This window comes from Tibeticola sediminis (genome assembly GCF_003843835.1).
In the GTDB taxonomy this organism is placed as follows: domain Bacteria; phylum Pseudomonadota; class Gammaproteobacteria; order Burkholderiales; family Burkholderiaceae_C; genus Tibeticola; species Tibeticola sediminis.
The window spans coordinates 116,389-142,625 of record NZ_RKQL01000004.1 but is presented as its reverse complement, the minus strand read 5'-3'; the positions used below and the strand labels follow the sequence as shown (position 1 = coordinate 142,625).

Here is a 26,237-nt window from a genome sequence, read left to right as displayed (position 1 = left end):
GACCCATCAGTCACCCGCTGGGGCCAGCACTCGGGAAGCGGCGTCGACGATGGCCTTGGTGAGCGCGTCCAGCACCTCGGAGGCAAGGTTCCAGCAATGCCAATACAGCTGCACCGGCAGGCTCCGGCCCGGCAGCAGATCCACCAGTTCCCCCGCGGCGAGCGCCTCACGCACCAGCAGTTCCGGCACCACGCTCGCGCCCCAGCCCGAGCGCACCGCGCGCACCTGGCCTTGCGAGCTCGGCACGAAGCTGCGTCCCACGGCCACGCGTGATAGGCCGAAGGCCTGCTGCACGAATTCGGCCGGGATGTCGTCCTTGCGGTTGAAGGCGACGAAGGGCAGGCGGCTGAAGTTGTGCGGCGTGAGCCCTTGTGGGGCGTGGGTGCGCGCGTAGTCGCGCGACGCCACGGCCACGTAATGCATGGCCCCGAGCGGCACGAGCTTGCAGCCGCGCAAGGGCTGCGCGAGCGTCGTGACGCACCCGAGCACCTGGCCCGAGCGCAGCCACTCATGGGTGAAGTCCTGGTCGTCGGTGATGATCTCCAGCGCCAGGCCCTCGCGCACGAGCGGCCCCAGGGGATCGAGCGCCCAGGTCGCGATGCTGTCGGCGTTGATGGCGATGGCCACGCGCTCGTGCTCGCGGGCGCCGGCGCGGTTGCCGGGCGCGAGTTCGCGCAGGTCGCGCTCCAGATCGGCGCGCAGCAGTCGCATCTGCTGCGCATGTTTGAGCAGCAATCGCCCCGCCGGCGTCGGCTTGAGCGGCCGGCTGCGCACGATCAGTACCGTGCCCACCTGGGCTTCGAGCGCGCGCAGTCGCTGCGACACCGCGGATTGGGTGATGTGCAAGCGCTGCGCCGCGCGGTCGAAGCCGCCTTCCTCCACGATGGCGGCGAGGCATTCGAGCGCGTCGGTGTCCATGCGTCGATCATCCTAAATCCGGCAGTTGACCGCTTTTCGCTGAATGCAAGGTGTTGGCGTCTCAACTATTTTCGGTGCGCAGGCCGTTCAGCGTTTGGGTGAGCGCTGCGCACCCGTTCGAGCCGCCCTCGGGCGCGGGGGCGGCGTTGCAAATCCTCGCCATGGCACCCGCCATGTCTGCGGTTTGCGCCTTGCCCGCGCGCCCGATGACGACCCGCCCAGGCGCGCCCAACTGCCGGATTTAGGATTATCAGCCAATCTAATCCGCCTGCAGATACTTGAATCCCGCTTTTCAAAGGCGAGGTCGAGGCCGACACTGCGGTCCATCGCATTTCGCTTTTCTTTGGAGCAGAGTCATGAAGGTCCTCATCCTCGGCGCGGGCATCATTGGCGTGAGTACCGCCTGGCATTTGCTCGAGCGCGGGCACGAGGTCATCGTCGTCGACCGCCAGCCCGACGCCGCGCTGGAGACGAGCTTTGCCAACGCTGGCCAGATCTCGGTCAGCTACTGCGAGCCCTGGGCCAACCGCGAGGCGCCGCTCAAGGCGCTCCGATGGATGTTCAGTAAGGAGGCGCCGCTGCTGTTCCGCCCCACGCTGGACCCCGCGCAATGGGCCTGGGGCCTGCGCTTCCTCGCCCAATGCAACGACGCGGCCTTCGAGCGCAATGTGCGCCAGCTCGTCGCGCTCGGCGCTTACAGCCACGCGGCGCTCAAAGATCTGGTGCGCCGCACCGGCATCGAATACCACCGGCTCGAACGTGGCATCGCGCACTACTACACCGATGCCCGCGCCTTCGAAGCCGCGGCACGCGCCGCGGAGCTGATGCAGCGCTACGGCGTCGCGCGCCGGGTGGTGGGCCGCGAGGAACTGCTCGCCATCGAGCCCGCGCTGGCGTACAGCCAGGAACCGATCGTCGGCGGCACGTACACGCCCAGCGACGAATCCGGCGACGCGCGGCTGTTTACCCAGGCTTTGGCGTGCCGCTGCGCGGAGCGTGGCGCGCAGTTCCTGTGGCAGCACGCGGTCGAGCGCCTCGAGACCGAGGGCGGCGCGCTGGCCCGCGTGCATCTGCGCGACACGCTCGGCGGCGGGCGCCGCACGCTGCAGGCCGACGCCACGGTGGTGGCTTGCGGCAGCTTCAGCGCCCCGCTGCTGCGCCAGGTGGGCGTGCGCCTGCCGATCTACCCGGGCAAGGGCTACAGCGCCACCTTCCGCTTGAAGCGGCCCGAGGCGGCACCCACCGTGAGCCTGCTCGACGACAGCGTCAAGTGCGCGATGAGCCGGCTCGGCGATACGCTGCGCATCGCCGGCACCATCGAGGTCGGTGGCTGGGATGCTTCGATCGACAGTCCCTTGTCGCAGGCGCGCTGCGCGATGCTCGCGCGCCGGGTCGAGCAGATCTTCCCCGGCGTGTGCGACCTCTCGGAGCCCAACTACTGGGCCGGCCTGCGCCCGGCCACCCCGACCAACATCCCGTTCATCGGCCGCACGCGCGTGGAGCGGTTGTGGGTCAACGCCGGCCACGGCACGCTGGGCTGGACGCACGGCGCAGGCTCGGGCAAGGCCCTGGCCGAACTGATCAGCGGCGAGCGGCCGGCGCTGGATTTTGGCTTTCTGGGCGACGCGGCTTCCACCGCTGCCGCAGTCACCCCGCGGCCCTTGACCTCCTGAGCAGTGGTCGACCGGCCTGCGCCGCTCACTTGCCAATGCAAAAGCGGCTGAAGATGACCCCCAGCAAGTCGTCGGCGCCGAAGGCGCCGGTGATTTCGTTGAGTGCGTTTTGGGCCAGGCGCAGCTCCTCGGCCAGCAGTTCGAGGCTGGGCATGGGGGCTTGCAGCAGGGCACGGGCGTGGTCGAGCTGGGCTTGGACCTGCCGCAGGGCTTGCACGTGGCGCTCGCGCGCGAGGTAGAGGCCCTCCTGGCCGCTTTGCCAGCCCGCGACTTGGAGCAACCGCTCGCGCAGGCGCTGCAGCCCCTCGCCGGTGCGCGCGGAGAGCACGAGCGCATCGTGCGCGTCGGCGGGGCCCGGCAGCGCGTGGGCGTCGGGCCAGGCGTCGCGCTTGTTCCAGACATCGATCACAGGCACGTTTGGACCGAGTTTTTGGCTCAGCGCCCGCGTGATCCGGTCTTCTTCCGCTTCATATTCAGGAGCACCGAGGCGCGTGAGGTCGTGCAGGAACAGCACCGCGTCGGCGTTTTCGATGTGGCTCCACGCGCGCTCGATGCCGATGCGTTCGACCTCGTCCTCGCTGTCTCGCAAGCCAGCGGTGTCGAGCACATGCAGCGGTACCCCTTCGATCTGGATCGTCTGCTGCACCACGTCGCGGGTCGTCCCGGCCACGGGCGTCACGATGGCGAGCTCGGCCCCGGCCAGCGCGTTGAGCAGGGAGCTTTTGCCGGCATTGGGCTGTCCAGCAATGACGACCTTGATGCCTTCGCGCAGCAGAGCGCCCTGGCGCGCGCTGCGCAGCACCGCGTCGACACCGGCCTGCAGCGCTTCGAGCTGCCCGGCGGCATCGGCTTGTTCGAGGAAGTCGACCTCCTCTTCCGGAAAGTCGAGCGTGGCCTCGACCAGCATGCGCAGTTGCACCAGCGCTTCGCGTAGGCGCTCGATCTCGGCCGAAAACACGCCGGCGAGCGAGCGCGCCGCCAAACGCGCAGCCGCCTCGGTGCTGGCGTCGATCAGGTCTGCGACCGCCTCCGCCTGCGCGAGGTCGAGCTTGTCATTGAGAAACGCGCGTTGGGTGAATTCGCCCGGCCGCGCGAGCCGCAGCCGAGGCAAGCGCGGCGCGCCCGTGGCGGGGTCGATCTCGGCGGCGGCTTCGAGGCAACGCGCCAACAGCAACTGCAGCACCACCGGCCCCCCATGTGCTTGCAGTTCGAGCACGTCTTCGCCGGTGTAGGAGTGCGGCGCTGCGAAGTACAGCGCGAGTCCCTGGTCGATGATGCCGCCCGCGGCGTCGCGAAACGCGGTGTAGGTCGCCACGCGCGGCTCGAGGCGGCGGCCGCAGAGCCGTTCGGCCAGGCCAGCCAGCGCCGGGCCCGAAACCCGAACGATGCCGACCGCGCCGCGTCCCGGGGCGGTTGCGATCGCCACGATCGGATCGGCCGCGAGGGACCCACGCCCCTGCGAGGCCGACAGCGGCTCCACGCTCACGCCGGCTTACGTGCGACCACGATCAGCGCGTCCACCACCTGCAGCGCGCGCTCCAGACTGCCTGCCAGCGTTCCGTCCGTGTAGTAGCGCCCGCCGACGCCGAACGCGGGCACGCCTTCGACACGGTAGGCGTCGGTGAGCTGCGTGGCGCGGCGCAGCTTGCCCGCGATCGAGAACGACTTGGCGATTTCGCTGTACTTGGCTGTGTCCACGCCCTGCTTGGCGAGCCAGTCCAGGGTCGCCTTCTCGCCCGAGAGGTTGATGCGCTGCCGGTGGATCGCGTCGAACACCTTGCCATGCAGCTCACCGAGCTTGCCCATGGCTTCGAGCGTGTAATACAGGCGCTGCTTGACCTCGGCGTCGCCGATGAACGGCACCGGAACGCGGCGCAGCACGGCGTCTGCCGGCAGTTTCTTAGACCAGGCCTCGAGGCTCGGCTCGAGCGCGGCGCAATGCGGGCAGTTGTAGGAGAAGAATTCCAGCACCTCGACTTTGCCTGCGGGCACGTCGGTGGGCGCGGGCGTGCGCAGGGCCAAGTAGTCCTTGCCTTCACGCAAGCCGGTGGGTGCGCTGCCCTGCGCCCAGGCTTGCCAGGTCGGTACGGTCAGCAGCGCGGAGCCCAGGCGGAGCACACAGAGTCGGCGGTTCATCAATCAATCTCCTGGCGTTGGTTGGGTTCGGGGTCGGTCGGGCCTACCCGGCGGTAGATCCTCGCGCGGGGCCTTCGGTTCCGCCTTAGGGCAACGCTGAACAAGCCGCCCGCGCGTCGCGCATCCCAGCTGCGGGCGGTCTGCGTCGTTGCAAATCCTCGCCATAGCTTGGGCTATGGCTGCGGTTTGCGCCTCGCATCCCATCCCGCAGCCGGGCGCGCGCCCTCGCAGGAACTGATTCAGCATCGCCTTAGCGTTGCACGCGCACGATGGCGGCGTCGAAGCCGCCCGCGTCCAGGCGTTGCTTCAGGCGTTCGGCGGCGTCGCGCGTGTCGAAGGGGCCCACGCGCACCCGGTAGACGGTGCGGCCAGCCTGTTCGCGTTCACTCACTTTGGCTTCGATGCCTTGCAGACCCAGTTTCGCGCGCTGGGCTTCGGCTTCCTCGGCCGAGCGGAAGGCGCCGGCCTGCACGAAATAGCTGAAAGGCTCGGCAGCAGCACCCCGCTCGCGAGCAAGCTCGCCAATCGGATCTCCGCCGGGGGCGGGCTTGGCGGCGGGCGGGCTCGCGCTCTCGCGCGGCGTCGTTTCCTTGTCTTTCCTGGCGGCTGCCTCGGCTGCGGGCGGCGCGGCTGGTGGGGTGACCGGCGCGGCAGCGGGCGCGGGCGACGCTTGGGAGGGATCCGCAGCCGAGGCTGGTGCCGCCGGCGTGATGGCTCCGGCGCGCCCGGCCAGCGGCGCGTTGGGGTTCCAGTTGGGCGCCTTGGGCGGCTCGGGCTCGGCTTTACGGACCACGCCCCGATCGACGAACGGCACGGGCACGCGCATCACGTACACGGCGACGGCCAGCGCCAGCCCAAGGCCGACGACCACGCCGACGATGAATCCCAAAACGGTTCCGCCACGCTGCGTCACGATCATGATCCTAAATCCGGTAGTTGGGCGCGGCCGGGCGGGCCGTCATCGGGCGCGCGGGCAAGGCGCAAACCACAGCCATGGCGGCTGCCATGGCGAGGATTTGCAACGCCGCCCCCGGGCCCGAGGGCGGCTCGAACGGGTGCGCAGCGCTCACCCAAGCGGTGAACGGCTTTTGCACGAAAAACGGTTGAAACATCAACATCTTGTATTCAGATCAAAGCGGTCAACTGCCGGATTTAGGATGATTGCCCTCACATCCGCGTCGGGGCCGACACGCCCAGCACCGCCAGGCCATTGTGCAGGACCTGCGCTGTCGCGGCGACCAGCGCGACGCGTGCGTTGCGCACACGTGCATCGTCGACCAGGATGCGCTCGGCGTCGTAGTAGCTGTGGTAGCTCGCGGCGAGCTCGCGCAGATAAAACGCCACGTCGTGCGGCGCGTAGCCCTCGGCCGCTGCGGTGAGAACGTCGGGGTATTTGGCCAGTTGCAGCATCAAGGCCTGCGCCGCGGGCGTGTCGAGCGCGCTGAGGTCGACCTGCGCCAGGGTGGCGGGGTCGCCGCCCTGCTCGCGCCAGGCCGCCAGCACCGAGTGGATGCGGGCGTGGGCGTATTGGACGTAATAGACGGGGTTGTCGTTGTTTTTCTGCACCGCCAGATCGACATCGAAGGTGTATTCGGTGTCGGGTTTGCGGCTGAGCAGGAAGAAGCGCACCGCGTCCTTCGAGGTCCACTCGATCAAGTCGCGCAGCGTCACATAGGAACCCGCGCGCTTGGAGATCTTCACCTCTTCCCCGCCGCGCACGACCCGCACCATGGTGTGCAGCACATAGTCGGGGTAGCCCGGCGGGATGCCGATCCCGAGCGCTTGCAGGCCAGCGCGCACGCGGGCGATGGTGCCGTGGTGGTCCGTGCCCTGGATGTTGACCACGCGGTGAAAGCCCCGCTCCCATTTCGTGACGTGGTAGGCCACGTCGGGCACGAAATAGGTGTAGCTGCCGTCGGACTTGCGCATCACGCGGTCTTTGTCGTCCCCGTATTCGGTGGTTTTCAGCCACAACGCGCCGTCGGCTTCGTAGGTCTTGCCCGACGCGATCAGGCGTTGAACCGTCTGCTCCACCCGGCCGCTGGTGTAGAGGCTGCTCTCCAAGTAGTACTGGTCGAAGCGCACGTCGAAGGCCTTCAGGTCCAGGTCCTGCTCGTGCCGCAGGTAGGCCACGGCGAACTGGCGGATGCCCTCGAGGTCCTCAACGTCGCCACTGGCAGTGAAGCTGCGGTCGTCGGCATGGACGGTCTTACGTGCGAGGAAGTCGGCGGCAATGTCGGCAATGTAGTCGCCGTTGTAGGCCGCCTCGGGCCACTCGGGGTCGCCGGGCTTGTAGCCCATGGCGCGCAGCTGCACCGAGCGCGCGAGCGTCTGGATCTGCACGCCGGCGTCGTTGTAATAAAACTCGCGCCACACATCCCAGCCCTGCGTCTGCAGCAGGTTGCAGATGGCGTCGCCCAGCGCGGCCTGGCGGCCGTGGCCCACGTGCAAGGGGCCGGTCGGATTCGCCGAGACGAATTCCACCAGCACCCGCTGACCCCGCGCCGGCCGCTGGCCGAAGGCGGCACCCGCGTCGAGCACTTCGCGAACCACTTGTTGCTTGGCCTCAGGCTTCAAGCGAATGTTGATGAAGCCGGGGCCGGCGATTTCCACCGCCTGCACCCAATGCGCAAATTCGGGCGTGGCGAGCAGCCGTTCGCGCAGCGCCTCACCGAGCTCACGCGGGTTGCGTTTGAGCGGTTTGGCCAGTTGCATGGCCGCCGTGCAGGCGAGGTCGCCGTGAGCGGCCACCTTGGGCAGCTCGAAAGCCGCACGCGCAGCGGCGCCGGGCGCAAGCACCTCGAGCTCGCGCGAGAGCGCCGCGAGCAGTTCTTGTTTGACGGAAAGCATCGGCGGATTTTACGAGGCGCGCCCCGCGCGGGGCCTGCGGCGTTGCTCTACAACTTCTTCTGCAGAAACTCTGCCGTGCCCAGGGCGGGGTCGAGCGCGTAGGGCGCAAAGCCCACGCGGGCGTAGAGCCGGCGCGCTGCCTGGTTGCCGCTGAGCACTTCGAGCGTGAGCTTGCAGGCGCCGCGCTCGCGGGCGATGCGCTCGACGGCTTCGAGCATGCGCTCGCCGATGCGCTGCCCGCGGTGGCTGGCAAGCACCACCACGTCGTGCACATTCACCAGCGGCCGCGCGGCGAAGGTGGAGAATCCCTCGAAGGCATTGACCAGGCCCACCGGGGCGTCACCGTCGTAGGCGAGGACGCTGAAGGCATCGGCCCGCGCGGCCAGCGCGCGTACCAGGTGTTCGCGGGCATAGGCCGACAGCGGCATGCCGCCACCAGCCGGGTCGCGGGCGTAGGCGTCGAGCAGGCTCAGCAGGTCGCGCGCGTGGGTGGGGTTGGCATAGTCGGCGCGAAGAATGCGCAGCGCAGGGGTCGAGGACGTGGTCATGGGTGCGGAGTGTCGCTGCTTTTTGGCATGATGCGCGCCATGTCTGCGCCGCGCACCCTCGCCCCGTCGATTTCCTGCGTCATGCCCGCCTACAACGAGGCGGCGAACCTGCCGCGTGTGGTGCCGCAGGTGCTGCAGGCGCTGCGCGCGCTGAGCCCGCAGGTGGAGCTGATCGTGGTGGACGACGGCAGCCGCGACGACACGGCGGCGGTGGCGCGTGCGCTGTGCGCGCAGCATGCGGAGCTGGTGTTCGTGCAGCTCTCGCGCAACTTTGGCAAGGAAGCCGCGCTGACTGCCGGGCTGGATGCAGCGCAGGGCGAGGTGGTGGCCTTGATCGACGCCGACGGGCAGCATCCGCCGGCGCTGCTGGCCGAGATGCTCGCCAAGTGGCGCGAGGGCAGTGACGTGGTGTACGCCGTGCGGCGCACGCGCGAGGACCAGACGCGGTTGCACGCGGGCCTCACAGACGTGTTCTACCGGCTCATCAACTGGGGCAGCCGCGTGCACATTCCTCCCCATGCGGGCGACTTTCGCCTCATGGATCGAAGGGTGGTCGAGGCGCTCAAGCGCCTGCCCGAGCGCAACCGCTTCATGAAGGGGCTCTATGCCTGGGTGGGTTTTCAGAGCACGGCGATCGACTACGAGCCGCTGCCGCGCGCGACGGGCAGCAGTCATTTCGGGCTGCGCGGCTCGTTTGCCTTGGCGCTCACGGGCATGCTCGCGTTTTCCACGGCGCCGCTGCGCGTGCTCACGCTCGCGGGGCTGGTGCTGTCGCTGCTGGCGCTGGGCTACGGCGGCTGGGTGGTGGTCGAGTATTTCGCCTGGGGCATCCGGGTGCCGGGCTATGCGACGCTCGTCGTCGCGCTGATGTTTTTCAGCGGGGTGCAGCTGTTCTCGATCGGGGTGCTGGCCGAGTACGTCGGCCGGATTTACGACGAGGTCAAGCAGCGGCCCAATTACCTGGTGCGTGAGCAGACCGGCACGGGGTTGGCCGCGGAGCCGGCCGGCCGGGCCTCGGCGCAAGCACCGCTCGGGTCGTGAAGCGCAGCCTCGTCTGGTTCCTGCTGGTGGGCGTGGCCGCAGCGCTCACGCACATGGGCGTGTTCGCCTGGGCGCAGCCGCACCTGTGGCCGGAGCTTGCGAACGCGCTGGGATTTGCCGTGGCCTTCTTCGTGAGTTTTGCCGGCCACCGGCTGCTGAGCTTTTCGGATGCGGGCACCACCGTGGCGCAGAGCTTCAGGCGCTTTCTGGCCACGGCCCTGGCGGGCTTTGCGACCAACGAACTGGTGTTCATCGCGCTGCTGCGCGGCCTAGGCTGGCCGGGCCTGGCCGCGCTGTTCGTCGCGTTAACGGTGGCAGCCGCGCAGACTTTCGTGCTCAGCCGCTACTGGGCGTTCCGGCGCTGAGCGGTACAGCGACCAGGCGCGGCCGCGCTGCACCAGCACCCAGCCGTGCTTCCAGTCGCCGTCGGGGTGGTCATGCGGCACCAGCAGCCACTGTCCGGGTCGGCGGGCAGCGTCGGGCAGCACCTCGGGGCTTTGCAGCACCTGCGCGGCCGTGGCGGGCTCGAAATCCCCGGCCTCGAACAGCTCACGCGCCCAGTTGTCGCCCGCGGTGCGGCGCAGCGCGGGCCAGTCCTGCAGCACCACGAACGGTTTGGGCGTGCGCACGTAGAACGGCAGGTCGTAGGGGTAGCCGCCCAGCACGTAGACCGTGTCCTCGGGACTCGCGGCGCAGGCCAGCGTCTGGGCCAGGTCGTATGCGCGCTTGTCGCGGGTGAGGCGCGTCGACAGCGGCTCGAGCACCGCGGCGAGTGCGACCGCCGCGAGGCAGAGCGCGGCAAGCAGCCGGGGCGCGCCAGCGCGCGCGCCAAACATCCGCTCCCAACCCAGCGCCGCCAGCAGCGCGAGCGGCGACAGCACGGGCAGCACATAGCCGACCAGCTTGGAGCGTGGGATGGAGAAGAAACCGACGATCAAACCGACCCAGATCAGGCACAGCAGCCAGATCTGAAACGCTTTGTTTTCCGTAGCAACAGATGACGATTTCACGCCGGGCTTCGCCGCAAAAAACACCCAAAACAGCCAGGGAAAAAAGAGGGCAAGCAGCGCCACGCCGTAGAACCACCACGGATGCGCGTTGTTGAAGCCGCCGGCGGTGTATCGGCGGAACTGCTGGTCGCCAAACAGGTAATCGAACAAGCCCGGATAGAGGCGTTGCTCCAGCACGAACCACGGCACGGCCACCAGCGCGAACAACGCGAGGCCGCTGAACCAAGGCAAGCGCGGCATCTTGCGCCACTGCCCGGTCGCGAGCAGCCAGAAGAAAATGACGCCCCCCGGCAGCACCACGCCGATCAGCCCCTTCCCGAGCACGCCGAGCGCACAGGCGACGAAGCCCAGCCGCGCCAGTCCCGCATGCGGGCGCTCGCCGTGCAGAAACGCGAACGCGAACAACCAGATCGCCGTGGCGATCCACGCCGCCACCAGCATGTCGTGGTTCACATACTGCCCGCCGAGCAGAAAGGCCAGGCTGGTGCCGAACATCAGCGCGGCGCGGCGCGCGAACGCCTCGGCGCTGGCCTTCGGTGCCAGCGCTGGCGCGAGCGCGCGCGACGCCAGGTACACGCCCAACAGCATCAGCCCGGCGTGCAGCGCGGGCACCAGGCGCGCGGCCCAGGCGTTCTCGCCGAACACGGCCATGCTCGCTGCCTGCAGCCAATGCAGCAGCGGCGGCTTGTGGAAAAACGGCAGGCCATTGAGCCGCGGCGTGAGCCAGTCGCCGCTCTGCAGCATCCAGCGTCCCACCTCGGCATAGCGCCCCTCATCGGGCACAGCCAGCGGCCGCAGCGCCGCCAACACCAGCAACAGCCCCCAAAGCCCCGCCAGCAGCCACCCCGTTCGGCGGCGCTCCAACCTTTGATCCGTCATGGCGCGCGAGTGTACGGGCTGCCGATCAGGGCAACGCGGAACCCGCCCCTCGCGCGTCCTCACACGCCCGCCCCCGAACCAGCTGCACGCCCAGGCGCGCGAGCGTCTCCGGGAACGCGGGTCCGCTGAGCCAGGCGTATTCGGCCTCGCGCGCCCGGGCGATGCCGTCCAGTGGGTCGTGCGGGTGTTCGGGGCTGCCCGGGTGGCACATGCAGACGCTGCCGTCGGGCACGTGGGCGAGTCCGTGCGCCAAGCGCGCGCCAAATGGTGTGGCGTCCGCCGCGAAATCCGAAATGCCGATGAGCCAGGGCCGGAAGGGCAGACCGGCTTCGCGGGCACGGCACCGCAGCCGCGCCGCGCCGAGGGCGGCAATCACGCGGCTCTTGGCGTCGCGCAGCGGCGCAGGTGCTTCGGAAATGCGCAGCCACGGTGGGCGCGCGCCGTAGCGTCGGGACAGCACCTCGACCAGTGCCTCGGCGATGCCCGCGAACTGCTGCACGTGCTGGTGACCGTCCACATGGTCGGGCGGCGCGCCCCAGTGCGCCTCGAAGGCGTCGAGTTGGCGTTCGATCACGGCACGCGCCGTCCGCGGATCGTAAGCGCCCAAAACCGCGCGCAGCATCGCCACGGGCAGCGACACGCCATGCCCGGCCGCGCGGGCGTAGGGGCTGGTCCAGTCCAGATGCAGGCCGACGTCGATGGCACGATCCGCCACGCAGGCACGCAGCCGGGCGGCGTCCTGCGGCCAGCGCGGGGCGAGCACCATCACGCTCGTCGCGCTGAGCCGCCCCTGGGCCGCGAGCGCTTCGATGCCGCGCGAGACGCTGGCGCTCAACGCATAGTCGTCCGCGCACAGCACGACCCGGCGTGGGGAGGACTCAATGCCCATAACCACGCGCCAGGAACACCGCCGCCAGCGGAATGAGCGGCATCAGATGGGCCTGAATCATCACGAGCCGGCGCACGCGGGCGACCTCGTTCGCAGCGGGCAGTGTGCCTTCGGCATCAAGCGCGCGGCGCCAGCGGCGGAAGGCGAGCGTCGGCGGCAGGGACAGCCCCGCCATCACCAGGAACAGACCGAGCTTGACGTGCAGCAGCGGGTTGGCCCAGTACCAGGCGCTGCCTTTGACGCCGAAGTAGACGCGCAGCAGCCCGGTGGCGAGCACCAGCAAAGCAGAGAGACCGTAGATCACATCCACCCGCACCAGGCGTCGCACCACCGCCGCGTTGAGCCATTCGGCGCGGCACAGCGCGGCCTCGCTGCTGAGGAACACCACGAGTGCGAGGATGGCGAGCAGATGCGCGTAAGCGAGCAGGGCTTCGAGCGTCATGGTGGCGAGCTTAGCGCGGGTCGGGCGGGGCGCGCAGCCCCCAGTGGGCTTGATGAACCGAGCGCGCAGGGTTCGAGCACCTTTTTTCAGCTTCTCAGGGCAGCGGCGCATCCACCGGCCCGACGATCTGCCAGCCCCAGCCCTGCGAGGTGCGCGGCAGGTCGTGCGGCCCTTGGCCCGGCGGCCAGAGCTCGAGCACCGGCGTGTCCGCCAGCTCGCCGGGCGCAACCCAGGGGCTGAGCGCGGGATTACGCTCGATCAGCACGCGCGGCCAACCCGGCAGGTGCAGCGCCAGTGCCTGCATCGGGGCGGCCGGCCCGCTGATGAGACGGACCCGCCCACCGAGCGCGGGCAGGGCCTGCGCGCGCAGTTCAGCGGCCAGCGCCTCGGCGGGGAAGCGGCACCAGTGCTCGGGCCCGAAGGGGTGCAGGCCGCGCGGCGAACGGTCCCAGGTGTGGGCCATCAGCAGCGCCTGCACCAGCACGAAGGCGGCCACGGCAGCGCGGCCGACCCGTGGGCGCCGCAGCCGGTTCTCGTCGAGGCGCAGCGCCAGCAGCACTGCGGGCGGGGCGAGGAAGGCAAAGCCCGCCGCCCACTGCGTCTGTAGCTGCGCGCCCCCTACGAGGCCGAGCGCGAGCATGACCAGCGGCGGCAGCAGCGCCCAGCTGTAAAGGAACACGCGCGTCGCAACCGGCGGCGGCGGCGCGGCGCTCCCCACGGTGCGCTCCTGCGCATGCGCTGCGGTGTCCGGGCGGCTGCGGGAGAACACCGCCAGCGCCAGCAGGAACAGCCAGGCCGGCAGCGCGCGGTTGAGGCCCCAGTCCGCCGCCCAGCGGGCGACCGCGGCAGCGCGTGCGAGGCCGCCCGTGTTGGCGGCAAAGGCCACGTCGCGCGCATAGTCCAGCGGGGTGTGCGCCGCCTGCGCCAGCCACCACAGGTGCGGCGACACCACCAGCAGCGCGACGCCAGCCGCCAGCGCCGCGCCCACGCGGTGCAGCGGCGAGCGCCACATCTCCAGCGCGAGAAACAGCCAGCCCACGCAGGCGGCGGCCAGCACATACTGGTATTTGGTGAGCAGACCCAGCCCCGCGACCAGCCCCAGCAGCGCCCAGTCGCTCAAGCGCGGCCGGTGCAGCAGCCGCCAGCTCAGCCAGGCGCTCACCGCCACCCACAGCATGAGCAAGGTGTTGTGGTTGTAGTAGTGCAGCCGCTGACTGTAGAAGGCCATGCAGAGCGCCGCCGCCACCGCCACCTGCGCGCTGCGCGGGCCCAGCGCCTCCCGAACCATCGCGGCCAGGAAGCTCAGCGCCACCAGCGTGAGGGCTGCGCCCAGCACATAGGTCAGCGCGGCCGAGGGGCCAAAGACCTGCACCGCAGCCCAGGCGAGCCAGGTCGGCAGCGGCGGGTGCTTGTAGTAGCCCCACTCCAGTGAGCGCAGCCAGCTCAGTTGTTCGAGGTTGTCGTAGGGCGGGGTTTCCGCCACATAGGCGCGCAGCGCCAGCCAGGTCGCGGCCCAGGTGGCGAGCGCCAGCGCCCACAGCCAGGGGCGCGTTGTGTGCCCATCGGCGCGCGGCCAGGCAAGCGGCCGTGCGGGCGGCAGGGCGGCGCCCGCACGGGGTGTCATGGACGGTTCCGACACGATGCGTACACGGTTGTCACAAGATGAAACCGCGCGATGCTAGCAGCATGCGCTTACCCGCGTGTGAAAAAGTCAGGCTGCGCGTAGTGGTGGCGCAGCCAGTCGATCCACAGGCGCAGGCGCAGCGGCAGGTGCTTGCGCTGCGGGAACATGACGTAGATGCCGTTGGGCGGGGCGCTGTAGTCTTCGAGCACGGGCTCGAGCAGGCCGGCCTGGATTTCGGCGTCGACTTCCCAGGTGCTGCGCCAGGCGATGCCATAGCCGGCCAGGCACCAGTCGTGCAGCACCTGGCCGTCGGAGCAGTCGAGCGGGCCGCTGGGCTTGAAGTGCACGACTTCGCGGCTGTCGTCCTCGCGCGGCACGGTGAAGGCCCAGCCGCGGGTCTGCGAGGCGTCGCTCGAGAGCGTGAGGCAATCGAAGCGCGCCAGCTCTGAGGGATGCCGCGGCACGCCGTGCTGGCGCAGGTAGCGCGGCGCGGCCACGCAGCGGCGTCGGTTGTCGGCCAGGCGCACGCTCACCAGAGACGAGTCGGGCAGGTCGCCCACGCGCACCGCGCAGTCGTAGCCTTCGGCGGCGAGATCGACCACCCGGTCGGAGAGGTTGAGCGAGATCGTCACCTCCGGGTGCAGGTCGCGAAAACGCGGCACCAGAGGCGCCACATGCCGCCGCCCGAAGCCCGCAGGCGCCGTGATGCGCAGGTGGCCGCTGGCTTTGACGCCGCCAGCCGACACGCTCGCCTCGGCATTGGCCACGTCGGCGAGCAGGCGCTGGCAGTCTTCGAGAAACGCGCTGCCTTCGTGCGTGAGCGTGATGCGCCGCGTGGTGCGCACCAGCAGCTTCACGCCGAGGTGCGCTTCCAGCGCGTCGAGCCGCCGCCCGATGATGGCCGGCGCCACGCCCTCGGCACGCGCCGCTGCGCTCAGGCTCCCGCGCGTGGCCACGGCGACGAAGGTTTCGAACGCGCGCAGTTTGTCCATCGGGACGGATTATCGCGGCCCCGAAGCCGTCTTTCGTGCGCCCGCGCCCGCGACTGCGCCGTCGCTTGCGCGTCGCCACGGGACCTGATTTCGCGTTGCCCTAGGGAAACCCCCCTCGGGGCTGACCCTTACTTTGTCGTCGAAAAGACAAAAAAACGTCAAAGGGCGGCCTAGAGTGCGGTCTCGAAGTCAACCGACACGGATCGTCCATGCCCTCGTTGAGCACCTTTCCCCGACTGCTGCTGAAGCATGCCGCCGAGCGGCCCGAGGCCACGGCCATGCGCGAGAAAGCCTACGGCATCTGGCAAACCTTCAGCTGGGCCGAGCTGCGGCGGCTCGTGACGCAGATGGCCTGCGGTTTGCACCAGGCTGGGCTGACGCGTGGCGAACATGTGGCCATCGTCGGATCGAACCGGCCGCGTCTCTACGCCGCGATGATCGCGGCCCAGTCGCTCGGTGCGATTCCGGTGCCGCTGTATCAGGATGCCGTGGCTGCCGAATTCGTCTTTCCGCTCACCAACGCCGAAATCCGCTTTGCCATCGTCGAAGACCAGGAGCAGGTCGACAAGATGCTCGAGGTCCGCGAGCGCGTGCCGGGCCTGACGCACATTTACTACGACGATCCGCGGGGCCTGCGCAACTATGTCGAGGACGGGCTCGGCTCGATCGACGAACTGCTCGCCGCTGGGCAGGTTCATGCCGCGCAGCATCCCGATTTCTTCGAAGAACAAGTCGAGCAAGGGCGGCCCGAGGACGTGGCGGCGATGTTCTTCACTTCCGGCACGACCGGGAACCCCAAGGGCGTGGTGCACACGCATGCGACCCTGATCGACCGGGCCCAGGCCGGCGCCGAGTTCGACCGCCTCACGAGCGAGGAGGACGTGCTCGCCTACCTCCCGATGGCCTGGATCGGCCAGAACATTTTTTCGTATGCGCAGTGGCTGGTGTGCGGCTACAAGGTGAACTGCCCCGAATCGGCAGCGACCGTCACGATCGACATGAAGGAGATCGGCCCAACCTACTACTTCGCGCCGCCGCGGGTGTTCGAGGGGCTGCTCACCAACGTGATGATCCGCATGGAAGATGCAGGGCGCTTCAAGCGCTGGCTGTTCCACCGTTTCATGGACGTGGCCCGACGCGTGGGGCCCGACCGCATGGACGGCAAACCGCTCGGCCTGGCAGACCGGCTGCTCTACGCGCTGGGGGACTTCGTCATCTATGGCCCCTTGCGCAACAACCTGGGCATGAGCCGTGTGCGGGTGGCCTACACCGCGGGTGAGGCGATCGGCCCGGATTTGTTTTTGTTCTACCGCAGCATCGGTATCAACCTCAAGCAGCTCTATGGCTCGACCGAGACCGCGGTGTTCGTCTGTCTGCAGCCCGACCACGAGGCGCGCGCCGACACCGTGGGCGTGCCCTGCCGCGGCGTGGAGATCAAGGTGGCCGAGAACGGCGAGATCCTGGTGAAGTCGCCGGGTCTGCTCAAGGGCTACTACAAGAACCCCGAAGCCACCGCCGAGGTGCTGACCAACGATGGCTGGTACCACACCAGCGACGCGGGCTTCATCGACGCGCACGGCCACTTGAAGATCATCGACCGCGTCAAGGATGTGGGCCGCTTGCAGGGTGGCGCCTTCGACGGCGCGATGTTCGCGCCCAAGTACGTGGAGAACAAGCTCAAGTTCTTCCCGCAGATCAAGGAAGTCGTCGCCTACGGCGACCGGCGCGAGAAGGTCTGCGTGATGGTCAACATCGACTTCGACGCCGTGGGCAACTGGGCCGAGCGCCGCAACCTGCCCTACGCCGGCTACACCGACCTCGCGCAAAAACCCGAGGTATATGAAATGGTCAAGGAGTGTGTGGAGAAGGTCAACGCCGACCTCGCGCAAGACGCCTTGCTCGCGGGCAGCCAGATCAGCCGCTTTCTCATCCTGCACAAGGAGCTCGACGCCGACGACGGCGAACTCACGCGCACCAACAAGGTCCGCCGCGGCTTCATTGCCGAGAAATACCAGCCGCTGGTCGACGCGCTCTACGGCGGCAAGACCGAGCAATACATCGAAACCGCGGTGAAGTTCGAGGACGGTCGCACGGGCAAGGTCAGTGCCACGCTCAAGATCGTCGATACCCGCACCTTTGCGCCGGTGAAGGCTGCCGCCTGAGACCCACGCACCCACGCATCATGAGCAAGAAAATCGGCGACGTCATCCTCGATGTGCAGAACATCAGCCTGCGCTTTGGCGGCGTCAAGGCGCTGACCGACATCTCCTTCAACGTCCGCGAGCACGAGATCCGCTCCATCATCGGTCCCAACGGCGCGGGCAAGAGTTCGATGCTCAACTGCATCAACGGCGTCTACACGCCGTCGGAGGGCACCATCACCTTTCGGGGCAAGACCTTCGACCACATGAACTCGCGCCAAGTCGCTGAGATGGGCATTGCGCGCACCTTCCAGAACCTCGCGCTGTTCAAGGGCATGAGCGTCATCGACAACATCATGACCGGGCGCAACCTCAAGATCAAAAGCAACCTGTTCTTGCAGGCGCTGCGCATCGGCCCGGCCGAGCGCGAGGAAATCCGCCACCGCGAGTTCGTCGAGCACATCATCGACTTTCTCGAAATCCAGGCGTACCGCAAGACGCCGGTGGGCCAGTTGCCCTACGGCCTGCAAAAGCGCGTCGACCTGGGCCGCGCGCTGGCGATGGAGCCACAGATGTTGCTGCTCGACGAGCCGATGGCGGGCATGAACGTCGAGGAAAAGCAGGACATGAGCCGCTTCATCCTCGACGTCAACGACGAGTTCGGCACCACCATCGTGCTCATCGAGCACGACATGGGCGTGGTGATGGACATCTCGGACCGGGTGGTCGTGCTCGACTACGGCAAGAAGATCGGTGACGGCACGCCCGACGAAGTGCGTCACAACGAGGAGGTCATCCGCGCCTACCTCGGCACCACCCACTGAACGCGAGGAAGATCGATGGCATTCTTTCTGGAAACCCTGCTCGGCGGCCTGATGTCGGGCATGCTGTATTCGCTGGTGGCGCTGGGCTTCGTGCTGATCTTCAAAGCCAGCGGCGTGTTCAACTTCGCCCAGGGCGCGATGGTGCTGTTTGCCGCGTTGGCGATGGCGCGCTTTGCCGAGTGGATTCCCGCCTGGACGGGCCTGCCGTACAAGGCGCTCAGCGACCTGCTGGCGTTTGGCATCGCCGCAGTGATCATGTTCGCCATGGCCTGGCTCATCGAGCGGCTGGCGCTGCGCCATCTGGTGAACCAAGAGGGCACGACGCTGCTGATGGCGACGCTCGGTATCACCTATTTCATCGAGGGGCTCGGGCAGACGCTGTTTGGCAGCGACATTTACCAGATCGACATCGGCATGCCCAAGGACCCGGTATTCCTGCTCGAATCGGTTTACCAGGGCGGCATCCTCGTCAACAAGGAAGACCTGATTGCCGCGCTGATCGCGGCCGCACTCGTCGTGGCGCTCTCGCTGTTTTTCCAGAAGACCGCCACCGGCCGGGCGCTGCGGGCCGTGGCCGACGACCACCAGGCCGCGCAGTCGATCGGCATTCCGCTCAACCGCATCTGGGTCATCGTGTGGTCGGTCGCTGGCATCGTGGCGCTGGTGGCCGGGATGATCTGGGGCTCCAAGCTCGGCGTGCAGTTCTCACTGGCGACGGTCGCGCTGCGGGCGCTGCCGGTGATCATCCTCGGCGGACTCACCTCGGTCCCGGGCGCGATCATCGGCGGGCTCATCATCGGCGTGGGCGAGAAGCTCTCGGAAGTTTATCTCGGCCCCTATGTCGGCGGCGGCATCGAGATCTGGTTTGCCTATGTGCTGGCGTTGGTGTTCCTGCTGTTCCGCCCGCAGGGCTTGTTCGGCGAAAAAATCATCGACCGCGTGTGAAACCCGCATGTCGGTGATCGTTCAGCGCCACGTGTCGTAGCCCCAAAAGTTGTTTGAGGACCCTCGATGTTCTACAGAGAAAACGGCCAGTTCAAAACCTCCTATGCGGCCGACATGCAGATCTTTCCGATCGCACAGGACCGCTGGGCCATCCTCGCGCTCGTGGCGTTTGCTTTCATCGGCGTACCCTTCCTCGTCGATGAATATCTGTTTCGCGCGATTCTGATTCCCTTCGTCATCCTGTCGCTGGCTGCGCTCGGGGTGAACATCCTGGTGGGCTACTGCGGCCAGATTTCGCTGGGTTCGGGGGCCTTCATGGCGGTGGGGGCCTACATGGCCTACAACACCTACGTCCGCATCGACGGCATGCCTTTGATCGTGGCCTTGCTGTCGGGCGGTTTCTTCGCCACCCTGGTCGGCATGTTCTTCGGCATCCCGAGCCTGCGCGTCAAGGGCTTGTATCTGGCGGTGGCGACGCTCGCCGCGCAGTTCTTCTGCGACTGGGCGTTTTTGCGCATCGGCTGGTTCACCAACAACAACTCCTCGGGCTCGGTGTCGGTGTCGAACCTGCAGGTGTTTGGCCTGCCGATCGAGACGCCGGTGCAGAAATACGTGTTCTGCCTCACGCTGCTGGTGCTGTTCGGTCTGGCGGCCAAGAACCTGGTGCGCAGCGCCATGGGCCGCGAGTGGATGGCCATTCGCGACATGGACGTGGCGGCGGCGGTCATCGGCATCCGGCCGATGTACGCCAAGCTCAGCGCGTTTGCGGTCAGCTCCTTCATCGTCGGCGTGGCCGGTGCGCTCTGGGGCTTCGTGCACCTGGGCTCCTGGGAGCCGGCGGCGTTCTCGGTCGACCGTTCGTTCCAGTTGCTGTTCATGGTCATCATCGGCGGCATGGGCTCGATCATGGGCAGCTTTTTCGGCGCGGCCTTCATCGTCGTGCTGCCGATCTTTCTGAACCAGTTCCTGCCCTGGCTGGGCTCGCTGGTGGGTTGGCAGGTCGACACGGCGCTGGTGTCGCATGTCGAACTCATGGTGTTTGGCGCGCTCATCGTCTGGTTTCTCATCGTCGAGCCGCATGGCCTCGCCAAGCTCTGGTCCACGGGCAAGCAGAAGCTGCGGCTGTGGCCCTTCCCGCATTGATTTCGGTTTCCCCCGCGCTTCAACCACTCAACAGGAGACACACCATGAAGCTTCGTCAACTCGCTCTCGCCACGGCCATCGCCGCCGCTGGATTCTCGGCGGCGCTGGGCTCGACCGCCGCCTTCGCGCAGGCGAAGGAACAGTTCTTCCCGGCGCTCGTCTACCGCACGGGCGCCTACGCGCCCAACGGGGTGCCGTTCGCCAATGGCTACATCGACTACCTCAAGCTCACCAACGCGCGCGGCGGCATCAACGGCGTGAAGGTGTCGTTTGAAGAGTGCGAAACCGGCTATGCCACCGACCGCGGCGTCGAGTGCTACGAGCGCCTCAAGGGTAAGAACGGCGGCGCGACGGTGTTCCAGCCGCTCTCGACCGGCATCACCTTCGCGCTGACGGAAAAAGCACCCGTCGACAAGATTCCGCTGATCACCGCGGGCTACGGCCGCAGCGAGTCGCAGGATGGCGGTGTCTTCAAGTGGAACTTCCCGATTGCGGGTACCTACTGGGTCGCTGCCGATGTGCTGATCCAGCACATTGCCAAGAAGGAGGGTGGCTTCGACAAGCTCAAAGGCAAGAAGATCGCGCTGGTCTATCACGACAGCCCGTTTGGCAAAGAGCCGATCCCGCTGCTGCAGGAGCGCGCGAAGATGCACGGCTTCGAGCTCGAACTGCTGCCGGTGACCCACCCGGGCGTGGAGCAGAAGGCCACCTGGCTCAAGATCCGCCAGAGCCGTCCCGACTACGTGCTCAACTGGGGCTGGGGCGTGATGAACTCCACCGCCCTCAAGGAGGCGCAGGCCACGGGTTACCCGCGCGAGAAGATGTACGGCGTGTGGTGGGCCGGCGCGGAGCCCGACGTGAAAGACGTCGGCATGGGCGCCAAAGGCTACAACGCCGTGATGATGCAGCACGGTGCCGAGAAGAACGCCCCAGTGGTCAAGGAAATCCTCGAGAAAGTGCATGCCAAGGGCCAAGGCACCGGACCGAAGGAGGAGGTGGGCGACGTGCTCTACATGCGTGGCCTCATGAGCGCGATGTTCGCCGTCGAAGGCGTGCGCGCCGCACAAGAGCGCTTCGGCAAGGGCAAGGTCATGACCGGTGAGCAGGCGCGCTGGGGCTACGAAAACCTCAACCTCACGCAGGCCAAGCTCGACGCACTGGGCTTCAAAGGCGTGATGCGGCCGATTTCCACGAGCTGCCAGGACCACATGGGCGCGGCCTGGGCGCGCATCCACACCTGGGATGGCACCAAGTTCGTCTGGAGTTCCGACTGGTATCAGGCGGATGAGCAGATCTTGAAGCCGATGGTGCGCGCTGCGGCCGACAAGTACGCGGCGGAGAAGAAGATTCAGCGTCGCGCTGCGTCCGACTGCGACAAGTAACCCTAACCGGCCTCGCCTCCAGCCTGCCGGGCCCGACGCAAGGGCCGGGCGGGCGCGGGCTCCCCGCGGGAGAGCCCGCAGCTGCAAGCCCTCGGGCGCCGTGCGCGGCGCGCGGTCGAGGCCTTGCACCTGGTCCGAAAGGCAAGCCCATGCAAACACCATCCATCGTTCTCAACGTCAACGGCATCGAGGTCATCTACAACCATGTGATCCTGGTGCTCAAGGGCGTGTCGCTGCAGGTGCCCGAAGGCGGTATCGTTGCGCTGCTGGGCGGCAACGGCGCGGGCAAGACCACGACGCTGCGCGCGATCTCCAACCTGCTCAAGGGCGAGCGCGGCGAGGTCACGAAGGGCAGCATCGAGCTGCGCGGTGAGCGCATCGAAAACCTCACACCGGCGGACCTGGTCAAGCGCGGCGTGGTGCAGGTGATGGAGGGCCGGCACTGCTTCGCCCACCTCACGATCGAAGAAAACCTGCTGACCGGCGCCTACACCCGCCACGACAAGGCCGAGATCGCGCGCAACCTCGAGAAGGTCTACACCTACTTCCCGCGCCTCAAGACCCGCCGCACCAGCCAGGCCGCCTACACCTCGGGCGGCGAGCAGCAAATGTGCGCCATCGGCCGCGCGCTCATGGCCAACCCCAGCGTGGTGCTGCTCGACGAGCCCTCGATGGGCCTGGCGCCGCAGATCGTCGAAGAGGTGTTCAACATCGTCAAAGACCTCAACGACAAGGAAAAGGTCACCTTCCTGCTGGCCGAGCAGAACACCAACATGGCGCTGCGCTACGCGGACTACGGCTACATCATGGAGTCGGGCCGCGTGGTGATGGACGGCCCCGCCGTGGAGCTGGCGAACAACGAGGACGTCAAGGAGTTCTACCTCGGCATGGGCGGCGGTGAGCGCAAGAGCTTCCGCGACGTCAAGAGCTACAAGCGCCGTAAGCGTTGGCTGGCCTGATTTTTTGGCCGTACCCCAGCGCCAAACGGTCATACATTGCTATCAAAAATAGATCAACTAAACCGACGAGCCAAGCGATGAGTGAGTTTTACGACGCGCTGGAATGCCGCGACCCCGCCGCGCGCGAGGCCACGCTGTTGGCCGCGCTGCCCGCGCAAATCGCCCATGCGCAGCAGCGCGCGGGGGCTTTTGCGGCGGCGCTGCGCGGGGTGGACCCGGAGGCGATCCGCTCGCGCGAGGCGCTGGCGAAGCTGCCGGTGGTGCGCAAGCATGAACTGCTCGAGGCGCAGGCTGCGGCGCGCGAGGCCGGGGGCGACGTGTTCGGCGGCTTTGCGACGATCGGCTTCGGGCCGGCGATGCCGCGGGTGTTCGCCAGCCCCGGCCCGATCTACGAGCCCGAGGGCCGCGGGGCCGACTATTGGCGCATGGCGCGCGCCATCTTCGCGGCGGGTTTTCGGCGCGGTGAACTCATCCACAACAGCTTCAGCTACCACTTCGTGCCCGCGGGTTCGATGATGGAAACCGGCGCCCACGCGCTGGGCTGCACGGTGTTTCCCGGCGGCACCGGCCAGACCGAGCAGCAGGTGCAGGCGATGGCGCAGCTCAAACCCGCGGGCTACATCGGCACGCCGAGCTTTTTGCGCATCATTCTGGAAAAGGCCGCCGAACTCGGCGTGGCGCTGCCCAGCGTGAAGAAAGCCATGTTCGGCGGCGAGGCCTTTCCGCCGAGCTTGCGCGACTGGTTCGCCGAGCGCGGCGTCACCGGCTACCAGTGCTACGCCACCGCCGACCTCGGGCTCATCGCCTATGAAACCGCCGCGCGCGAAGGGCTGGTGGTCGACGAAGGGGTGATCGTCGAGATCGTGCGCCCCGGCACCGGCGACCCCGTGCCCGAGGGCGAGGTCGGCGAGGTGGTCGTGACCACGCTCAACCCGGACTATCCGCTGATCCGCTTTGGCACCGGCGACCTCTCCGCCGTGCTGCCCGGCACCTGCCCCACCGGCCGCACCAATCTGCGCATCCGGGGCTGGATGGGCCGGGCCGACCAGACCACCAAGGTGCGCGGCATGTTCGTCCACCCCTCGCAGGTGGCCGAGATTGCGCGGCGCTTTCCCGAAATCCTGCGCGCCCGCCTCGTGGTGCGCGGTGAAATGGCCAACGACACCATGACGCTGCAGGTTGAGACCGCCTGCAGCGGCCCCGACAGCCTGGTGCCCCGCGTGGCCGAGGCCATCCGCGACGTGACCAAGCTACGCGGCGAGGTCGAAGTGCTCGCGCCCGGCAGCCTGCCCAACGACGGCAAGGTCATCGAGGACGCGCGCAGCTATCGGTAATGCCGCGCTGAACGCGCCCTGCGCGGCGCGCGAGGGACTGGTTTAGGGCAACGCTGAACAAGTCCCCCGCGCGTCGCGCATCCCGGCTGCGGGCGGTCTGCTTCGTTGCAAATCCTCGCCATAGCTGCGGCTATTGTCTCGGTTTGCGCCTCGCATCCCATCCCGCGGCCGGGCGCGCGCCATCACGGGAACTTATTCAGCGTTGCCTTAGCGTTGCCTCAAAGCGGCTTGCGTACGCTCACGGCGCCGCGGATTTGGCCTTCGCTGAAGCCGGTGCCGTGGTCGTTGGGGTAGTACTTGGCCAGGGTTTCGCGCACGGCGGGGCTGAGTGACTCGACCGGGCCGTGGCACTGCAGGCAGAGCTTTTGCGTGGGCAGCGCTTTGACGTAACGGTATTCGTTGCCCACGCGTTCGCCTTTTTCGAGTTCGCCGGCCGGCGTGCCGGCTGCAGCGCGACGTTCGAACTCTTCGAGCGCGGCGCGCTCCCAGGCGTCGGGGGTGGCGCGCTGCTCGTTGCGGGTCTTGAGGCTGACGCGGCGGATCTTCCAACCGGTTTTTTCCATCGCTTCAGCGGCCATCTTGGGCGCCAAGTCGCGGCAGACGGGAATCGCCCCCTCGGGGCCGGACTGCTTGATTTCGGCCTGCAGAGCGGCGAGCAGCTTGGGCGGCAGGCTCATGGCGACTTTGCGCGCTTCATCCTGCAAGGCTTCATCGGGGTTTTGCGCTTGGGCCACGAGCGGCAGCAACGCGGCAAAGCCGAGCGCGAGCGCGCGCTGCGTCATGCGGGGTTGGAGGCGGGAGCGGGATGGTGCAGTGAGGAGCTTCATGTTTGGAAGGATGGAGGGTTTAAGAAATCAAACGCCCCAGACGACCGGCGCTTCGGCCTCGAGGCTGCGGCGCAGCAAATCGAGGAAGGGCACGATGCGCTGACGCAGCAGCACCGGGTCGGCGCGCTCGGCGCTGTCCTTGGGCGTGCCTTCGTCCGTCGCGGGCGACTCCTGAGTCGCGAGCTCGGGGTTGGCCAACGCGGCTTCGAGCGCAGCGATCGCCTCGGGCAACTGTTCGACCGTGATGATGCCTTGCGGCGACGGCGTTTTGCCGATGAGCGCGAGCACCTGCTCGGCGTTGGGCTTGAGCATGATGACGTCGCCGCTGGCGGAGGATTTGAATTTGTAGATCATCGAGCGTCCCTAAAAAAACCGGGTTGAATCACGTTGGATCAGATTGTGCGTGCAAGCTCAAAAATCCACCAGGCTCATGCCCACCGAGAGCACGGTGCGGCGGCGGTTGAAGTCGAGCAGGCTGTCGCCGTAGCCGCTGAAGAGCTGTACATGAAAGCGCAGCCGGCTGTCTTCGGCGCCGACGCGGTGCAGCCACTCGAGCCGCGTGGAGCCGTGCGCGGTCGTGCGCAGCGAATGGCGCAGCGTGAGGCCAAAGCCGTTGCGCGCGTCGGCGTTCCAATGGACTTGCAGCTCACCGCGGCCGATGTCGTCGGCGATGTCGGGGTTGTCGTCGGTTTCGCGCGGCTCGGGCAGGCGCTGCCAGCCCCGCAGTTGCACGCGCCAGCGGTTTTCCAGCTCGGCTCCGGCCATGAGGTAGACGCGGTTCCAGCTGCGTGACAGCGGCAGGCTCTGGCCGTTGGACTGATGCACCACGCCCACGCCGCCGTAGCGCAGCCGCCAGCCGCGCGGCAATGGTGCGTCCAGGGGGTAGACATAGATCAGCTCGGGCTCGTGATCGGTGTTGCGAAATGGGCGCGACAGCGGCCCGTTGAACAACTGCCAGTAGGACTGCTGCGTGTAGGCAAACCAGAGCGAATCCCGCCGCGTCGTCTCGCCATGCGTCAACAGGCCCTGCGCGAGTTTGGTGCGCACCGAGAGCTGGATGCGCATCTCACTGCGGCGGTAGGGCAGCGGCGTGGCGGCGTTGTTGAGCGGGTTGCCCGAAGTCGGCTGGGTGTTGACCGAATCGGACGCAATCACCGACAGGCTCACTGGCCGGTAGCCGCGCAAACCGAAGGTATCGCAGCTGCTGCCGGCTTCGAGCTCCCAGAAGCGCGACAGCTCCGAATACGCCGGGTTGCGGCAGCCTTCGCCGGGGACGAGCCGCACGACCAGCGCCGGTGGCTCGGCCTGCGAGCCGTCTGCGCCCGCCCGGGCCACGGCGGGCGCGGGGCTGGGCGGGGCGTCGGTCGAAGGAGGTGCGCTGGCCGAGGCCGGCGCGGTTGCGGAGGCGGCTTGTGCGAGGTCCTGCCGTTGCGCCTGTGCCCAGGCGTCGTAGCAGGCAAGGCGCTCGGCGTCCTGGACCAGCGCGGCGCAGGCGGTCCAGCTCGACGCGGGCTCGGCCGCCGCCGCAAAGGCCGCGACGCCGGCGGCCGCGAGCAGGCCGGCGCGCGCGAGCCCGCGGGTTGCCGAGAAGGCGGCCGGCAAGGTGGCCAAGAGGGTGGCCGAGAACGACGGGGCAGCCGGTGCAGACATGGCGGGGCCGTGGGTGCGTTGCGCGTTGAC

General features: G+C 68.0%; 26 protein-coding genes. 11 read left to right on the top strand and 15 right to left on the bottom strand.

Annotation, left to right across the window (positions count from 1 at the left end; translation table 11 throughout):
• Positions 1 to 6: 6 nt before the first annotated feature.
• Positions 7 to 918: a LysR family transcriptional regulator ArgP gene (locus EDC62_RS09260; RefSeq protein WP_124222938.1), complete on the bottom strand. Its 912-nt coding sequence runs from the start codon at positions 916 to 918 to the stop codon at positions 7 to 9.
• A gap of 53 nt (positions 919 to 971) precedes the next feature.
• Here EDC62_RS09260 and EDC62_RS09255 point away from each other — a divergent pair, with 53 nt between their 5' ends.
• Positions 972 to 1,163 carry a hypothetical protein gene (locus tag EDC62_RS09255; protein ID WP_124222936.1) on the top strand — a complete coding sequence of 64 codons (192 nt, stop codon included), beginning with the start codon at positions 972 to 974 and terminating at the stop codon, positions 1,161 to 1,163.
• 111 nt (positions 1,164 to 1,274) lie between these two features.
• The gene (locus tag EDC62_RS09250; RefSeq protein ID WP_124222933.1) at positions 1,275 to 2,591 is read left to right on the top strand and encodes a D-amino acid dehydrogenase; all 1,317 of its coding nucleotides are present in this window, start codon (positions 1,275 to 1,277) and stop codon (positions 2,589 to 2,591) included.
• A 25-nt stretch (positions 2,592 to 2,616) separates the two neighbouring features.
• Here EDC62_RS09250 and mnmE read toward each other — a convergent pair whose 3' ends face one another.
• From mnmE to EDC62_RS09220, 6 genes are all read right to left on the bottom strand, one after another.
• A complete protein-coding gene (gene mnmE, locus EDC62_RS09245) occupies positions 2,617 to 4,017 on the bottom strand; it encodes a tRNA uridine-5-carboxymethylaminomethyl(34) synthesis GTPase MnmE (protein WP_245968824.1) in 1,401 nt (466 codons plus the stop codon).
• A gap of 56 nt (positions 4,018 to 4,073) precedes the next feature.
• Positions 4,074 to 4,727 (bottom strand): thiol:disulfide interchange protein DsbA/DsbL, encoded by a 654-nt coding sequence (locus EDC62_RS09240; protein WP_124222931.1) that lies wholly within the window; start codon positions 4,725 to 4,727, stop codon positions 4,074 to 4,076.
• A gap of 250 nt (positions 4,728 to 4,977) precedes the next feature.
• Complete coding sequence (locus EDC62_RS09235; protein WP_124222928.1) at positions 4,978 to 5,646, bottom strand: SPOR domain-containing protein; 669 nt, start codon at positions 5,644 to 5,646, stop codon at positions 4,978 to 4,980.
• A 4-nt stretch (positions 5,647 to 5,650) separates the two neighbouring features.
• Complete coding sequence (locus EDC62_RS09230) at positions 5,651 to 5,839, bottom strand: hypothetical protein (protein WP_124222926.1); 189 nt, start codon at positions 5,837 to 5,839, stop codon at positions 5,651 to 5,653.
• Between the two features lie 55 nt (positions 5,840 to 5,894).
• Positions 5,895 to 7,577, bottom strand: a complete 1,683-nt coding sequence (gene argS, locus EDC62_RS09225) for an arginine--tRNA ligase (protein ID WP_124222924.1) — start codon at positions 7,575 to 7,577, stop codon at positions 5,895 to 5,897.
• A gap of 47 nt (positions 7,578 to 7,624) precedes the next feature.
• A complete protein-coding gene (locus tag EDC62_RS09220) occupies positions 7,625 to 8,125 on the bottom strand; it encodes a GNAT family N-acetyltransferase (RefSeq protein ID WP_124222922.1) in 501 nt (166 codons plus the stop codon).
• A 39-nt stretch (positions 8,126 to 8,164) separates the two neighbouring features.
• Between EDC62_RS09220 and EDC62_RS09215 the strand changes: the two genes are divergently transcribed.
• A complete protein-coding gene (locus EDC62_RS09215; protein WP_124222920.1) occupies positions 8,165 to 9,166 on the top strand; it encodes a glycosyltransferase family 2 protein in 1,002 nt (333 codons plus the stop codon).
• The gene (locus EDC62_RS09210; RefSeq protein WP_124222918.1) at positions 9,163 to 9,531 is read left to right on the top strand and encodes a GtrA family protein; all 369 of its coding nucleotides are present in this window, start codon (positions 9,163 to 9,165) and stop codon (positions 9,529 to 9,531) included. The genes EDC62_RS09215 and EDC62_RS09210 overlap by 4 nt, the downstream gene beginning before the upstream one ends.
• Here the strand turns inward: EDC62_RS09210 and EDC62_RS09205 are convergent.
• The 5 genes from EDC62_RS09205 to EDC62_RS09185 form a co-directional block, all read right to left on the bottom strand.
• The gene (locus EDC62_RS09205; protein WP_124222916.1) at positions 9,472 to 11,055 is read right to left on the bottom strand and encodes an ArnT family glycosyltransferase; all 1,584 of its coding nucleotides are present in this window, start codon (positions 11,053 to 11,055) and stop codon (positions 9,472 to 9,474) included. The genes EDC62_RS09210 and EDC62_RS09205 overlap by 60 nt on opposite strands.
• Before the next feature lie 25 nt (positions 11,056 to 11,080).
• Positions 11,081 to 11,944 carry a ChbG/HpnK family deacetylase gene (locus tag EDC62_RS09200; protein ID WP_124222914.1) on the bottom strand — a complete coding sequence of 288 codons (864 nt, stop codon included), beginning with the start codon at positions 11,942 to 11,944 and terminating at the stop codon, positions 11,081 to 11,083.
• Entirely contained in the window at positions 11,934 to 12,386 is a 453-nt protein-coding gene (locus tag EDC62_RS09195; protein WP_124222912.1) for a DUF2214 family protein, read from the bottom strand. The genes EDC62_RS09200 and EDC62_RS09195 overlap by 11 nt, the downstream gene beginning before the upstream one ends.
• A 94-nt stretch (positions 12,387 to 12,480) precedes the next feature.
• Entirely contained in the window at positions 12,481 to 14,010 is a 1,530-nt protein-coding gene (locus EDC62_RS09190) for a glycosyltransferase family 39 protein (RefSeq protein ID WP_124222910.1), read from the bottom strand.
• Positions 14,011 to 14,078: 68 nt separating this feature from the next.
• Complete coding sequence (locus EDC62_RS09185) at positions 14,079 to 15,002, bottom strand: LysR family transcriptional regulator (RefSeq protein ID WP_124222908.1); 924 nt, start codon at positions 15,000 to 15,002, stop codon at positions 14,079 to 14,081.
• A gap of 209 nt (positions 15,003 to 15,211) precedes the next feature.
• Here EDC62_RS09185 and EDC62_RS09180 point away from each other — a divergent pair, with 209 nt between their 5' ends.
• The 7 genes from EDC62_RS09180 (at position 15,212) to EDC62_RS09150 (ending at position 23,730) form a co-directional block, all read left to right on the top strand.
• The gene (locus EDC62_RS09180) at positions 15,212 to 17,164 is read left to right on the top strand and encodes an AMP-dependent synthetase/ligase (protein ID WP_124222906.1); all 1,953 of its coding nucleotides are present in this window, start codon (positions 15,212 to 15,214) and stop codon (positions 17,162 to 17,164) included.
• Positions 17,165 to 17,181: 17 nt separating this feature from the next.
• A complete protein-coding gene (locus EDC62_RS09175; RefSeq protein ID WP_124223257.1) occupies positions 17,182 to 17,967 on the top strand; it encodes an ABC transporter ATP-binding protein in 786 nt (261 codons plus the stop codon).
• 15 nt (positions 17,968 to 17,982) lie between these two features.
• Positions 17,983 to 18,912: a branched-chain amino acid ABC transporter permease gene (locus tag EDC62_RS09170; protein WP_124222904.1), complete on the top strand. Its 930-nt coding sequence runs from the start codon at positions 17,983 to 17,985 to the stop codon at positions 18,910 to 18,912.
• A 66-nt stretch (positions 18,913 to 18,978) separates the two neighbouring features.
• Positions 18,979 to 20,055: a branched-chain amino acid ABC transporter permease gene (locus EDC62_RS09165; protein ID WP_124222902.1), complete on the top strand. Its 1,077-nt coding sequence runs from the start codon at positions 18,979 to 18,981 to the stop codon at positions 20,053 to 20,055.
• 44 nt (positions 20,056 to 20,099) lie between these two features.
• Positions 20,100 to 21,437, top strand: coding sequence for an ABC transporter substrate-binding protein (locus EDC62_RS09160; protein ID WP_124222900.1), 1,338 nt, complete (start codon positions 20,100 to 20,102; stop codon positions 21,435 to 21,437).
• A 149-nt stretch (positions 21,438 to 21,586) separates the two neighbouring features.
• Entirely contained in the window at positions 21,587 to 22,396 is an 810-nt protein-coding gene (locus EDC62_RS09155; RefSeq protein ID WP_124222898.1) for an ABC transporter ATP-binding protein, read from the top strand.
• Between the two features lie 77 nt (positions 22,397 to 22,473).
• Positions 22,474 to 23,730: a phenylacetate--CoA ligase family protein gene (locus EDC62_RS09150; protein ID WP_124222896.1), complete on the top strand. Its 1,257-nt coding sequence runs from the start codon at positions 22,474 to 22,476 to the stop codon at positions 23,728 to 23,730.
• 218 nt (positions 23,731 to 23,948) lie between these two features.
• Here EDC62_RS09150 and EDC62_RS09145 read toward each other — a convergent pair whose 3' ends face one another.
• From EDC62_RS09145 to EDC62_RS09135, 3 genes are read right to left on the bottom strand one after another with little or no spacing between them, the layout of a single operon-like run.
• A complete protein-coding gene (locus tag EDC62_RS09145) occupies positions 23,949 to 24,557 on the bottom strand; it encodes a Tll0287-like domain-containing protein (RefSeq protein WP_211330973.1) in 609 nt (202 codons plus the stop codon).
• A 27-nt stretch (positions 24,558 to 24,584) separates the two neighbouring features.
• Entirely contained in the window at positions 24,585 to 24,911 is a 327-nt protein-coding gene (locus EDC62_RS09140) for a DUF1840 domain-containing protein (protein ID WP_124222894.1), read from the bottom strand.
• A gap of 57 nt (positions 24,912 to 24,968) precedes the next feature.
• Positions 24,969 to 26,207, bottom strand: coding sequence for a phospholipase A (locus EDC62_RS09135; protein WP_124222892.1), 1,239 nt, complete (start codon positions 26,205 to 26,207; stop codon positions 24,969 to 24,971).
• Positions 26,208 to 26,237 lie beyond the last annotated feature (30 nt).

Coding starts and splice junctions, on each gene's coding strand:
- EDC62_RS09260 (WP_124222938.1), bottom strand. CDS start 918: ATGGACACCGACGCGCTCGAATGCCTCGCCGCCATCGTGGAGGAAGGC.
- EDC62_RS09250 (WP_124222933.1), top strand. CDS start 1,275: ATGAAGGTCCTCATCCTCGGCGCGGGCATCATTGGCGTGAGTACCGCC.
- EDC62_RS09240 (WP_124222931.1), bottom strand. CDS start 4,727: ATGAACCGCCGACTCTGTGTGCTCCGCCTGGGCTCCGCGCTGCTGACC.
- EDC62_RS09235 (WP_124222928.1), bottom strand. CDS start 5,646: ATGATCGTGACGCAGCGTGGCGGAACCGTTTTGGGATTCATCGTCGGC.
- EDC62_RS09230 (WP_124222926.1), bottom strand. CDS start 5,839: ATGTTTCAACCGTTTTTCGTGCAAAAGCCGTTCACCGCTTGGGTGAGC.
- argS (WP_124222924.1), bottom strand. CDS start 7,577: ATGCTTTCCGTCAAACAAGAACTGCTCGCGGCGCTCTCGCGCGAGCTC.
- EDC62_RS09220 (WP_124222922.1), bottom strand. CDS start 8,125: ATGACCACGTCCTCGACCCCTGCGCTGCGCATTCTTCGCGCCGACTAT.
- EDC62_RS09215 (WP_124222920.1), top strand. CDS start 8,165: ATGTCTGCGCCGCGCACCCTCGCCCCGTCGATTTCCTGCGTCATGCCC.
- EDC62_RS09205 (WP_124222916.1), bottom strand. CDS start 11,055: ATGACGGATCAAAGGTTGGAGCGCCGCCGAACGGGGTGGCTGCTGGCG.
- EDC62_RS09200 (WP_124222914.1), bottom strand. CDS start 11,944: ATGGGCATTGAGTCCTCCCCACGCCGGGTCGTGCTGTGCGCGGACGAC.
- EDC62_RS09195 (WP_124222912.1), bottom strand. CDS start 12,386: ATGACGCTCGAAGCCCTGCTCGCTTACGCGCATCTGCTCGCCATCCTC.
- EDC62_RS09190 (WP_124222910.1), bottom strand. CDS start 14,010: ATGACACCCCGTGCGGGCGCCGCCCTGCCGCCCGCACGGCCGCTTGCC.
- EDC62_RS09185 (WP_124222908.1), bottom strand. CDS start 15,002: ATGGACAAACTGCGCGCGTTCGAAACCTTCGTCGCCGTGGCCACGCGC.
- EDC62_RS09180 (WP_124222906.1), top strand. CDS start 15,212: ATGCCCTCGTTGAGCACCTTTCCCCGACTGCTGCTGAAGCATGCCGCC.
- EDC62_RS09170 (WP_124222904.1), top strand. CDS start 17,983: ATGGCATTCTTTCTGGAAACCCTGCTCGGCGGCCTGATGTCGGGCATG.
- EDC62_RS09165 (WP_124222902.1), top strand. CDS start 18,979: ATGTTCTACAGAGAAAACGGCCAGTTCAAAACCTCCTATGCGGCCGAC.
- EDC62_RS09160 (WP_124222900.1), top strand. CDS start 20,100: ATGAAGCTTCGTCAACTCGCTCTCGCCACGGCCATCGCCGCCGCTGGA.
- EDC62_RS09155 (WP_124222898.1), top strand. CDS start 21,587: ATGCAAACACCATCCATCGTTCTCAACGTCAACGGCATCGAGGTCATC.
- EDC62_RS09150 (WP_124222896.1), top strand. CDS start 22,474: ATGAGTGAGTTTTACGACGCGCTGGAATGCCGCGACCCCGCCGCGCGC.
- EDC62_RS09145 (WP_211330973.1), bottom strand. CDS start 24,557: ATGAAGCTCCTCACTGCACCATCCCGCTCCCGCCTCCAACCCCGCATG.
- EDC62_RS09140 (WP_124222894.1), bottom strand. CDS start 24,911: ATGATCTACAAATTCAAATCCTCCGCCAGCGGCGACGTCATCATGCTC.
- EDC62_RS09135 (WP_124222892.1), bottom strand. CDS start 26,207: ATGTCTGCACCGGCTGCCCCGTCGTTCTCGGCCACCCTCTTGGCCACC.